The organism is Pedobacter cryoconitis (genome assembly GCF_014200605.1).
GTDB lineage: Bacteria > Bacteroidota > Bacteroidia > Sphingobacteriales > Sphingobacteriaceae > Pedobacter > Pedobacter cryoconitis_B.
On record NZ_JACHCE010000001.1, the window covers coordinates 829690 to 841472 of the forward strand.

13 protein-coding genes are annotated in these 11783 nt (G+C 37.9%); 8 read left to right on the plus strand and 5 right to left on the minus strand.

Features of this window, described 5'->3' with window-relative positions; all coding sequences use genetic code 11:
• From HDE68_RS03840 to HDE68_RS03865, 6 genes are all read left to right on the plus strand, one after another.
• Entirely contained in the window at window positions 1–1569 is a 1569-nt protein-coding gene (locus HDE68_RS03840; RefSeq protein WP_183879091.1) for an ABC transporter permease/substrate-binding protein, read from the plus strand.
• 1 nt (window position 1570) lies between these two features.
• Complete coding sequence (gene egtB / locus HDE68_RS03845; RefSeq protein WP_183879093.1) at window positions 1571–2719, plus strand: ergothioneine biosynthesis protein EgtB; 1149 nt, start codon at window positions 1571–1573, stop codon at window positions 2717–2719.
• A gap of 4 nt (window positions 2720–2723) precedes the next feature.
• Complete coding sequence (locus HDE68_RS03850; RefSeq protein ID WP_183879095.1) at window positions 2724–3662, plus strand: L-histidine N(alpha)-methyltransferase; 939 nt, start codon at window positions 2724–2726, stop codon at window positions 3660–3662.
• A 161-nt stretch (window positions 3663–3823) separates the two neighbouring features.
• Window positions 3824–4123, plus strand: coding sequence for an ArsR/SmtB family transcription factor (locus HDE68_RS03855; RefSeq protein WP_183879097.1), 300 nt, complete (start codon window positions 3824–3826; stop codon window positions 4121–4123).
• Window positions 4124–4135: 12 nt separating this feature from the next.
• The gene (locus tag HDE68_RS03860; protein ID WP_183879099.1) at window positions 4136–5236 is read left to right on the plus strand and encodes an NADH:flavin oxidoreductase; all 1101 of its coding nucleotides are present in this window, start codon (window positions 4136–4138) and stop codon (window positions 5234–5236) included.
• 116 nt (window positions 5237–5352) lie between these two features.
• Window positions 5353–5724 (plus strand): hypothetical protein, encoded by a 372-nt coding sequence (locus HDE68_RS03865; RefSeq protein WP_183879101.1) that lies wholly within the window; start codon window positions 5353–5355, stop codon window positions 5722–5724.
• Between the two features lie 99 nt (window positions 5725–5823).
• On the opposite strand, the gene HDE68_RS03870 is transcribed toward HDE68_RS03865, so the two are convergent.
• The 4 genes from HDE68_RS03870 to HDE68_RS03885 form a co-directional block, all read right to left on the minus strand.
• Complete coding sequence (locus HDE68_RS03870; RefSeq protein WP_183879103.1) at window positions 5824–7155, minus strand: OmpA family protein; 1332 nt, start codon at window positions 7153–7155, stop codon at window positions 5824–5826.
• 221 nt (window positions 7156–7376) lie between these two features.
• Window positions 7377–8762, minus strand: coding sequence for an MBL fold metallo-hydrolase (locus HDE68_RS03875; RefSeq protein ID WP_183879105.1), 1386 nt, complete (start codon window positions 8760–8762; stop codon window positions 7377–7379).
• Window positions 8763–8922: 160 nt separating this feature from the next.
• Complete coding sequence (locus HDE68_RS03880) at window positions 8923–9756, minus strand: SDR family NAD(P)-dependent oxidoreductase (protein ID WP_183879107.1); 834 nt, start codon at window positions 9754–9756, stop codon at window positions 8923–8925.
• Between the two features lie 105 nt (window positions 9757–9861).
• The gene (locus tag HDE68_RS03885) at window positions 9862–10068 is read right to left on the minus strand and encodes a cold-shock protein (protein ID WP_037438206.1); all 207 of its coding nucleotides are present in this window, start codon (window positions 10066–10068) and stop codon (window positions 9862–9864) included.
• A 152-nt stretch (window positions 10069–10220) separates the two neighbouring features.
• Between HDE68_RS03885 and HDE68_RS03890 the strand changes: the two genes are divergently transcribed.
• The gene (locus tag HDE68_RS03890) at window positions 10221–10469 is read left to right on the plus strand and encodes a hypothetical protein (RefSeq protein WP_183879109.1); all 249 of its coding nucleotides are present in this window, start codon (window positions 10221–10223) and stop codon (window positions 10467–10469) included.
• 120 nt (window positions 10470–10589) lie between these two features.
• Window positions 10590–11075, plus strand: coding sequence for a YMGG-like glycine zipper-containing protein (locus HDE68_RS03895; RefSeq protein WP_183879111.1), 486 nt, complete (start codon window positions 10590–10592; stop codon window positions 11073–11075).
• Window positions 11076–11175: 100 nt separating this feature from the next.
• On the opposite strand, the gene HDE68_RS03900 is transcribed toward HDE68_RS03895, so the two are convergent.
• Window positions 11176–11361 carry a hypothetical protein gene (locus HDE68_RS03900; protein ID WP_183879113.1) on the minus strand — a complete coding sequence of 62 codons (186 nt, stop codon included), beginning with the start codon at window positions 11359–11361 and terminating at the stop codon, window positions 11176–11178.
• Window positions 11362–11783: the final 422 nt, after the last annotated feature.

The window sequence follows — 11783 nt, forward strand, 5'->3', positions numbered from 1 at the left end:
ATGGATCAGACTCAAAGTTTCTGGCAATTTGTAATACAGCAATCTGATAAATTATGGAGTCAGACCTGGGCACATATTGGGCTTACCCTGATTTCTTTGGTTATCGCTATTCTGATTGCGGTCCCTGTTGGGATTTTAATCACGAGAAAGCAAAAATTATCGGGTATTGTTTTAGGTTTTGCAGGGATATTACAGACTATCCCAAGTATCGCTTTGCTTGGAGTTTTGATCCCTTTTTTAGGCATTGGACCTAAGCCAGCAATCCTGGCACTTTTTCTTTATGCGCTTTTACCGATTATCAGAAATACCTACACGGGTATTATGGAGGTTAATCCCGCAGTAGTGGACGCTGCCAAAGGGATGGGCATGAGCAGATGGCAAATTCTGATGAAGGTAGAATTGCCGCTTGCATTTCCGGTTTTGATGGCTGGTATCCGCACAGCCACAGTAATTAATGTAGGTGTGGCGACTTTGGCAGCTTATATTGCTGCGGGTGGTTTAGGTGAGTTTATCTTCGGCGGTATCGCTTTAAATAATTCCAATATGATCCTTGCAGGTGCTATTCCTGCTGCTTTACTGGCTATTTTACTGGATTTTTTATTATCGCTGGTTCAAAAGCTCAATTTAAAAAGTATCCGTATTTCTTATTTAGTACTTCCTTTTATCTTCATTACCCTGAGCTCTTTTTATTTGCTGCCTACGCAGATTGGCGGGAAAATGTTAGGTGGTTTTACACCCGAATTTATGGGGAGGGAAGATGGTTATCTGGGTTTGAAAAAAACATATAAACTAGGTATTGAAACAGTCGTGATCAGCGATGCCGTTATGTATAAAGCTGCTTTTGAGAAAAAACTGGACGTAATTAGTGGTTATAGTACTGACGGAAGACTGAAAGCCTATGATTTAGTCATTCTAAAAGACGATAAACATATTTTTCCTCCTTATTATGCGGCTCCCGTGGTCAGGCAGGAAGTGCTGGATCAGCATCCTGAATTGGAGGGGGTATTAAACCTGTTATCGGGTTTTATTAATGATTCAACTATGACTGCGCTGAATTATAAAGTAGATCAGCTGAAAGAAACTCCAGAGAAAGTAGCTCTGGATTTTGCCAAAGCCCATCATTTTTATAAACCAGCAAGGGTTCCGGGAAAAGGGACAATAAGGATAGGTTCTAAGATATTTGGTGAACAATATATTCTTGCCCAGTTATATAAAATATTGATCAGAGGAAATACGGATTTAGATGTGATTACCAAAACCGGACTGGGGGGCACAAAAATATGTTTTGATGCACTGACTAATAATCAGATAGATTTCTATCCTGAGTATACAGGAACAGGGTTTTTGGTGCTGTTAAAACCAGACAGGAAAACTATAAACAGATTAGCAGGTGATGTTAAAGGTGTATATAGTTATGTGAGTGATGGATTTAAACAGCAGTTTAATATCAAGTGGCTTAAACCTATAGGTTTTAATAATGCCTATGCTTTGATGATGCGGAGAGAACAGGCACAAAGTTTGCAGATTGAAACTATAACAGACTTAACCAACCATCTAAATCAAAATTAATATGTCACTTTGGGAGCAATACTCCGTAGTGAGGTCGCATAGCGTATTGATATGTGACCAACTGCAAAAAGAAGACTATGTGGTACAACCGACGGAAGAAGTTAGTCCGCCAAAGTGGCATCTTGGCCATACCACCTGGTTTTTTGAAACCTTTATTTTAATTCCACATGCCGTCGCCTATCAATTGTTTAATGCTGATTATAACTATGTTTTCAATAGTTATTATGAAAGTATAGGAGCAAGGGTAATCCGTACGGACAGGGGGAATCTGAGTCGTCCAACTGTAGATGATATTTTTCATTACCGGGCTTACGTAGATGAGGCGATGGAAAAGTTCCTGCGATGTGGTGTCAGTAAAGAGGTAGAAGAACTCTTGATTTTGGGTTTAAACCATGAACAACAGCATCAGGAGCTATTATGGTATGATATCAAATATATATTAGGCCATAATCCACTTTTCCCGGCCTATGCTATAGATAATATAGAAAAAGGGCTTACCCTTTCTGAACAGGGATGGGCTGCTTTTAAAGAAGGTGTACAGGAGATAGGTCATCAGGGCGATTCTTTTCATTTCGATAATGAATTAGGCAGACATAAAGTATATGTACAGAACTTCAGTATATCCACCCGGTTAGTTAGTAATCAGGAATACCTGGAATTTATACAGGCTGGAGGGTATCAGGATTTTAGCCTTTGGCATGCCCAGGGATGGGACTGGCTTAATGAAAAACATATTACTGCCCCTTTGTACTGGTACGAAATACATGGACAATGGCATCGCTATAGTTTATCCGGGCTTGAACCTTTGAAAATGAATTCACCAGTTTCCAATATCAGCTATTATGAGGCATCTGCCTATGCGCAATGGAGAGGAATGCGTCTGCCTACTGAATTTGAGTGGGAAGTCGCATCAGCATCATTTGAATGGGGTAAACTATGGGAATGGACTGAAAGTGCTTATCTGCCTTATCCGGGTTTTTCTAAAGCTGCGGGTGCCCTGGGAGAATATAACGGTAAATTCATGGTTAATCAGAAAGTGCTGCGTGGGGCCTCTGTAGCTACACCTTTAAATCACAGCAGAAATACTTACAGAAATTTCTTTCACCCTGATATGCGCTGGATGTTTAGCGGAATCAGGCTTGCAAAATAATCATATGGATCAATTTCTAAAAGAGGTTCTACAAGACCTTAGTCAACCACAAAAGACTTTAAACCCAAAGTATTTTTACGATGGTAAAGGAGATAAACTTTTTCAGGAAATCATGAATTGCCCTGAATATTATCCCACTAATTGTGAAAAGGAGATTTTTAGAGAAAGGTTTAAAGATCTGGCCATAACCCTTAAAAATGGTTTTAATAATTTTGACCTGGTAGAAATGGGTGCTGGTGATGCAACTAAATCCAGTTATCTGCTGAAAGAATTAGTAGATACAAATGTAGATTTTACTTATATGCCTATTGATATTTCTTCGACTATGATTGCGCATTTAGAAAAGTCATTGCCTGAGAAAATTGAAGGTCTTAAAGTACAGGGGCTCAATGGTGAGTATTTTGATATGCTCGAAAAAGCAAACCGGATTTCTTCGAGGAAAAAGGTTGTTTTAATGCTTGGCGGGAATATTGGTAACGAAACTCCCGAAAATGCAATTGAATTTTGCCGTAAACTAAGGGCTTCTTTACAGGAAGGGGATTTGGTATTGATAGGTTTTGACCTGAAAAAGAATCCGCATACTATTCTTGCCGCCTATAATGATGCAGCTGGTTTTACCCGTGATTTTAATCTGAATTTGCTGTATAGGATAAATGATGAACTGGGCGGTGATTTTGATATTTCTCAGTTTGAACATTATCCAAATTATGACCCGATAACCGGTGCCTGTAAGAGTTACCTGGTCAGTAAAACTGAACAAAGGGTCAATATCGCTGATCATACATTTCAGTTTAGGCAGAATGAAGTCATTTATATGGAGATTTCTCAAAAATACAGTGTAGAAGAGACAGAAAATATTGCTAAAATATCAGGATTTAAAACGGTGAAACACTTCTTTGATCATAAGAAATGGTTTGTCGATACAGTTTGGCAATGTATATAATCAGTTTGTAAATCGGGTTCCGATTTATTGCTAAAGGCTTAATTACTCCTTATAGAGTGGTTAGGCCTTTTTTATTGTCAGTCATTTGTCCGGGAATCAAATTATTGTCAATTTCTTCTGTTTAATAGGTATATCGGGAAAAGTCGATATATCTTTGTCCTATGGATCAGGTAGAAGTTTTTAAAGCGTTGTCAAATAAGACGAGATTAATGATTTTGCAGTGGCTGAAAGAGCCCGAATTACATTTTCCTCCACAAGACAGAGATATTAAAGAGGTTGGTGTTTGTGTAGGGCAAATACATCTTAAGGCGCAGCTGACACAATCAACAGTTTCTGAATACTTATCTATTCTCCAGAGAACTGGTTTGATAGAAGCAACCCGGATAGGCCAGTGGACCTATTACAAAAGAAACGAGGCAGCCTGTCTTGAGCTCAAACAATTAATAGAAATTTCAATATAAAATTAAATAGCTATGAATACAAACAGTTTGTTCCAGCCCTTTAAGCTGAAAACATTGAACATGAAAAACAGGTTCGTTATGGCACCAATGACAAGGTCATTTTCACCTGATGGCATACCGACAGCCGATGTTGCTGATTATTACCGTAAAAGAGCTGCTGGTGATGTAGGGTTGATTTTATCAGAAGGTACTGTGATTGACCGTCCTTCTTCATCAAATGACCCTAATATCCCTCATTTCTATGGAGAAAAAGCACTGGCTGGCTGGAATAGAGTGATTCAGGATGTTCACACTGCAGGGGGACAAATGGGGCCGCAAATCTGGCATCAGGGCATACAGGCTGATCATAGATCTGGCTGGCTACCTTCTGCAGAATTTGAAGGACCGTCGGGGTTTGTTAATCCGGGAGAGTCAAAAGGAAAAGCAATGACCGAAAGCGATATTGCAGATGCTATTTTATCTTATGGCCGTGCGGCGTCAGATGCTAAAAAACTGGGATTTGATACGGTAGAAATACATGGAGCGCATGGATATCTGATAGATCAGTTTTTCTGGGATCAGGTAAACCACCGTACTGATAATTATGGCGGTAAAACCCTGGCAGAACGCAGCCGTTTTGCTGTAGAAGTTGTAAAAGAAGTACGCAGACAGGTAGGTGATGATTTTGCTGTTATCCTGCGTTTATCACAATGGAAACCTCAGGATTATAATTTTAAACTTGCAGCCAATCCTGCGGAAATGGATAGCTGGTTAAATCCTATAGTAGACGCAGGTGTAGATATTTTACATTGTTCACAACGTCGTTTCTGGGAACCTGAGTTTGAAGGTTCAGATTTAAACTTTGCAGGATGGGCTAAGAAAATAACTGGCGCTGCAACCATAACAGTAGGTTCGGTAGGCTTGAATGGAGACTTTACGGCGGCTTTCCGTGGTGAAGCTTCACAACCAAGTTCTCTGGATGAACTGGTGAGAAGAATGGATAGAGGCGATTTTGATCTTGTAGCAGTAGGAAGACCTCTTTTAGCTGATCCGGCCTGGGTACAGAAAATTCATGCTGGTCGTGTTGATGAATTACAAGGGTTTACTAGCGCGGCTTTAGCTGAACTGGTATAAAAGGTTTGTTAAGAAAACACTTAAAAATGCCCCCAAAATGCACTGCCCCCAAAATGCACTGCCCCCAAAAAGTTAGACACTATTTGGGGGTATTTTTTTATTCCATAAATTAGCGTATGCAATCATCAATCAAGGTAAATGGCTCATTGGTATCCGGTATTTTATCAGGCTTAAATAATTCATCAGATGCTTTAAAAGAGAGACTTATTCAATTGATTAATGTATATTCAGATCAGCTTGCCTATATGCTGCTGGCTTATCATCCCCGGGAAAAGGTAAGCAGTATACAGGTTATCGCCGATAGTATTCATTTAAATATTCCTGAAGTGATCACTTTAAAAATTCAGTATGCATTGGAAGAATTTAGTGTTTGCAGTGCAATAGATACTTTGCAGCTGGAAAAGATGACGCTAACAATGCTGATTGATCAGAAGACAAAAGAATTGGAGATAAAAGGGGAGTACTGGCCGGAACGGGATCCGGATTAAATTGATAATAATCTATAGCTAAGCCTAAAATCGTGGTATAAAAAAAGAAGGTGTCCTTTTGAGACACCTTCTTTTTTTATTGATTAAGCTTTATTCAGATTAAAATAAAGAGAATTCAACTCTTCTGTTTTTCTGACGTCCAGCTGCAGTTTTGTTAGATGCAATTGGTTGGTTTGGACCGTAACCAGTAGCTTCGATACGTGATGCATTAGCACCTTGTGAAACTAAATAAGTTTTGATCGCTTCAGCTCTGTCTTTAGAAAGACGTAAGTTGATAGCCATTGAACCAGTGTTATCTGTGTGACCAGCTAATTTCAAGCTAAAGTTTTTCTCTACTAATAAAGCAGCAACTCTGTTTAAAGTGTTGTAAGAAGTAGCACGGATAGTAGATTTACCTAAGTCAAACTCTAAGTTTCTGATTGCTTCATCAACAACTTTACGATCTTCAGCAGTAACAATTACTTTTTCTTTGATAATTTGTTTTGGTGTTTTTAAAGGACAACCAGAACCATCAACAACTGTATTCGGTGGAGTTCCAGGACATTTGTCAAATTTGTTAGCTACACCATCTCCATCTTCATCACCCATATCTTTAGCATATTGCTCCTGATCTCTCAATCTGTTTTGCTCAGAAGTAGATAATGCTCTTCTTAACTCAGCACTTTCAGCTGCACTTTCTTCACGAACTGCTGCGATTGCACTGAAGTTTTGTAATTGAGAAGTTCCTCTTTTACCAAGAGCGATCTCAACACCAGCATGTGCATAAGTGAATTTGTCATTAGCTGCACTTTGTACACCGTCAAAGTTGTTAGTTTTCATGAAGTTAACTGTATAACCTAAATCAAGGTTAACACCTTTTGATAATCCAACTTTGAAACCTGCTCCAACCGGGATAAACCAGTGCTCTCCATAACCTGTGCTTCCAGCAGGAGTAGCAGCTGATCCAACTGCATTTGTATTTGCACTTGAAGACATGTAACCAGCACCAGCTGTTAAATAAGGTGAAAGTACAGTACGTTTGTGGTTTAAGCTCATGTTAGCGATGGTAAAGTTACCACTAACAGCTGCTGACCAGTCAATACGGGTTTCGAAACTTGTATTTTGTTGTGTATTACCATCAACATTAGCTCTCAGACCTTTTACTTTACCAGCAAGGAAGTCAGCCTGGATACCAAATCCTGGAAGAATTTGTTTCTTGATGTAACCTCCGTAACCCCAGCTCTCCTGAGGAGTACTAAAATCACCATTAGATCTGTTATTGAAAGGAGTGTAGTGAGTTAACATACCACCATTTAATCCTATTGACCACGTACGGAAATTTTTCTTGTCGAAGCGTTTTGTTGTATCAGGGGTAACATCCTGAGCAAACAACGAGGTTGATAGTCCTACCAAGGAAAGTACCAACACTGATTTTGTAATTCTTGAGTTCATCTTTATTTATAGTTAGATATTAAACCTTCAGTTCTCTACTGAATGATTAGCCAACACGTAATAATCCTGCCAATTGGTGGGTTTTGAAGGATTAAAAAATAAAAATAACTGATAATGAGTGCTTTATAGGGGTGATTGATGTTAATTTTAAAACTGACTATTCTCTGCCAAAGTTCAATGGACTGTATAGTATTTACTACAAAAAAGCTTTTTTACTAAATTTATAGTTCAAATACTTCACCTTTTTCCGGGATACATACTGAGTATCCGGACGCTGTAATTGCTGCTGAAAGGCTCTCCAGACTTTTGCTTTCACCGTGAACAAGAAATACTTTTTTTAATGTTTGAGGTTGTTGCTGTTTGACCGTATTTAAAAGGTCGTCATGATCGCCATGTCCGCTTAGTAAATCAGTTTGTTTAATTGTAGCAAAAACCATCAGGTCACGATGGCGTAAACGGACTATAGGATCTCCTCTAAGTAGTCTGTTGCCTAAAGTACCTTTGGCGCAATAGCCGATAAATAGGATAGTACAATAATAATTCTGAATATTGTGGTATAGGTGATCCTGAATTCTGCCCCCTTCAAGCATCCCTGCCGAAGAAATGATGATACAGGGTTCGTGGTAATTGGATATAGAAATACTTTCTCTCTTATCCTGTACATAAGAAAGTTCTTCAAATTCAAATTCATCGCCTTTACGGTTATAAAAATCCTGCGACTCTTCATTAAGTAAGTGATGATGCTTACGGTATACGTCTGTTGCGAAACTTGCAAGAGGGCTGTCTACGAATATTTTTACAGGTGGTAATAAGCCTTCACTGAATATCTTATTGAGAGAATAAACCAGAGCCTGAGTTCTGCCTATACTAAAGGCGGGAATGATTAAACGGCCGGGAAATTTAATACAGGTTTCATTGATCGTTTCTACCAGTTTCTGCTCAATTGTGGTGTCTTTACTATGAAGACGGCCTCCGTAAGTTGATTCAGATACCAGGTAATCGACCTCAGGAATTGGCTGCGGGTCTACCAGTACCGGATAATTTTTACGGCCAATATCACCTGTAAATGCAATTCTCTTTTCCTGCCCGTCTTCCTTAATGCTTAGTACAACAGCTGCAGCACCCAATAAATGGCCCACTGGAATAAAACGAAGGGTAATACCTTCTTTAATAGTGAAATCTTTATCGAAAGCAATGGTGACAAAACGATCTACAGTATCCATTACATGTTTATACAGATAAAGTGGTTTTGGACCAGATGATGCACGTTTACCTCTTGTACGTTTATTTTGTTTGCTTAAAAATACATTTACAGAATCCATTAAGAGCAGTTCTGTAAGATCTGCTGTTGGTGGTGTGCATAAAATCTGACCATTAAAGCCCATTCTTAAAAGAGTGGGTAGATTTCCGGAGTGGTCGATATGAGCATGTGTTAAAATAACGACATCTATAGTGGCCGGATCAAATGGGAAATATTGATTTTCTTCCTGATAGGTTTCTTTTTCATAATCGAGTCCGCAATCAATCAGTATACTATAATTGTGCGATTGAAGCAGATGCATACTTCCCGTCACCTGTTTCGCTGCTCCCCAAATCGTTAATTTCATGTCTGTATATATTTTCCTGCAATTCTGGAGCCTGTTTAAAATCTGCCTGATAAAAGATAGATAAATTACCTTATAATTCTGACAAGCTCTTATATCTTTTATGTTCTGAATTCAAAATTCTTTTAGTTTGAAAAGAATAAAAAGATATGCAATATATCAATTAAACGCTAAGGAATGGCAATATTATAGAATTCAATGTAACCTTAAACTTATAGTCCAGTTTCTCAGCTATATATATACTATTTACTGATTTCCAGCTGAGCAGTTCATCATTGAACTGTGGTTTATCAAATCCGGATTTTAGTGAAACAGCAGTATAGAAAACAGATCGGGTTGGATGATCTTCAGCACAGGCATTAAAGGTATAGCCAAATGCCTGTTTGTTAATGATGCGCAATGTTAAACCAATGCAGTCTGATAAATGGATTAGATTTACAGGTGCTTTTCCATTAGGTATTTGTTGTTTTCCAGCGAAGAATTTTCCAGGATCTCTGCCAGGACCTATTAATCCACCAAATCTGAGTATTGTTGTCGTAAAATCGGGAATGTTTTTTAATAGGGATTCGGCCGATAGAATTGCCTGGCCAGATGGTGTCTGCGGATTTGGAGCTGTAAGCTCATTAACTTCTTTGTTGTCATCTGCGTAAACAGAGGTAGCGCTGATAAAAATAATATTTGGAATGCGCCCATCTGCTGCCAGCTTTGCTGTTTTCTCAATTTTTGATAAGAAGAAATGTTGTTCTGCTGAACTTCTTTTTGGTGGGATACTGATAATTAATATATCGCAATTGAAAAACTCAATATCAAAATGATCTTTTTCCTCACTGAAATTTATAAGATAGGGGATAATACCTGCTTTTTGCAAATTATCCAGCTTTTCTGGAGTAGTGGTTGAACCTTTGACCGTATAATTGTTTTTTATCAATTCCCTGGCAAGTTCCAGCCCGTACCATCCACAGCCTAATATGCTGATTTTTTTATTTAAAGGGATCATTATTAATTATTTGTGAGGTATGGGATTTGTTTTGGATGGATATAGGTTTATATTAAAAAAGGGGTGATGCATTGCATCACCCCTTTTTTAAATTTTAACGAATTTCTAAAGAACAGTTACATTAGAAGCCTCAGGGCCTTTTTTACCGTCATTCAATTCGAATTCTACATTGTCACCTTCATTCAATTCTCTGAATGAATCTCCTGCAATTGCAGAAAAATGTACGAAAATATCTTTTCCTCCATCTTCTGGAGTTATAAAACCAAACCCTTTTGCAGAATTAAACCATTTAACTTTTCCTGTTGTACGCATATTAATGTTATAAATTTCGCTGTGAAAATAATCAATTGAATACTAATATCCAAAATCTTAATTGCTTATTGTATTCATTTTACATGAATCGGGCAAAACCAGCAGCGCATATTTTTGTTGTTAGAAAATATTAAAGATCAATTTGTGATATTATGAAGTCAAAAGTAAACACTATTAAAAAAGATGAGGTAAATACAGCCAGTGCGTTTGATCAGAAGAGAAAATTTAACGGATATGTTGAAACAGATAATTTGGGGCTGGATGCAGATGGTTCGTCTGTGAACTCTGGAAGAAGAAATTATAACAATGATAATGATCGGATCTCTCATAATCCTGATGGAGAAGATGATAACCATGATACAAGGGAAAGTCCAGGATATTCGCCTTTAATGGATAAATAGAAGGCTTTTTAGATTTTTTGTAACAGAAATATTAATCTTGGCATCATTTTGGTCTATGGTATATCAGGATTAATATCTATCAACAAAACTTTAGTATCTATTAAATAAAACACACAAAAAATGAAAAAGATATTCGCAGTATTAGGTATAGCTCTTGCTTTTACGGCATGTTCTAATGCTAAAAAAGAAGAAGCAATTAAGATAGCTACAATTAAGGCTGTAAAAGACAGTATGAGATTGGATAGCTTTAAAAAAGTAGATGCTGCAGAAAAGCTGCAGGCTGCTAAAGCACAGGAAGAAAAAAGGGTATTGATGCTGGCTTCTGCCAAAGCTGCTGAAAATGCTCCTGCTGCAACTATGGCTTCTCCGAGTCATCACTCAACAGATCATCAGACCAGTACTACAGTTACAAAGAAAAAGAAAGGCTGGAGTAGTGCGGCTTTAGGAGCTGTGATTGGTGCTGGTGCAGGTGGTTTAGGTGGTGCGCTGATTGATAAAAAGAAAGGCAGGGGTGCATTGATTGGTGGGGTTGCCGGTGCTGGTGCAGGATATCTGATTGGTCGTGGAGAGGATAGAAAATCTGGTAGAGTTCAGCCAAAAAACTAGGTTGAATTTCATGATGTAATTAATCACCCTGTGTTGGATCTGATTCAATATAGGCTATATAAATAAAAAAGCCTGATTCATATGAATCAGGCTTTTTTATTTATTTCTTTTCAGGAGGTGTAGATACAATTTCACCGAATTCATTCACGTATGCCATCATACTTTCCAAATCGCCGCCTGTTGAATTTTGTTTGCGTTCTTCTTTGCGTTGCTCTTTATCTTCTTTTTTCTTCTGCCTGTTTTTTTCTAGTTGCTTCTTCATGAAGGTCGCCTGAGACTTAGCCATAAATTTCCGTATTTAGTTAAAAAATAACTCTTCTCTGCTGTTACTTGTTAAGGCGTTCCAAAATAATGTATTGCTGGATCGATCTAGCCCGAATAAAACTTAAATTCCCGGGCAACAACGGTAGGGGAGCCAGGAGAAATTGAATCTAATCAAATGTTGATTAGCAAGTAAGTATTAAGAGAGTTTGTGTTTATACTCCGTTCTTACGCAAATGTACACAAATTAATTTATTTACAAAAGCGAAGAGCCGAATATGTATTTATATAAGTAGTAAATATACCATGGATTGATCTGTACCTATAATTGGCTTATGATGTTATAAATGGGGTCTGCCGGGGCTTGTTTTCTATTTTAGGCTTTTTATTTATTTTTATGTTTATTTACTTAATTTTAAGTATATTTTATTTGATATTTTTGGTGCT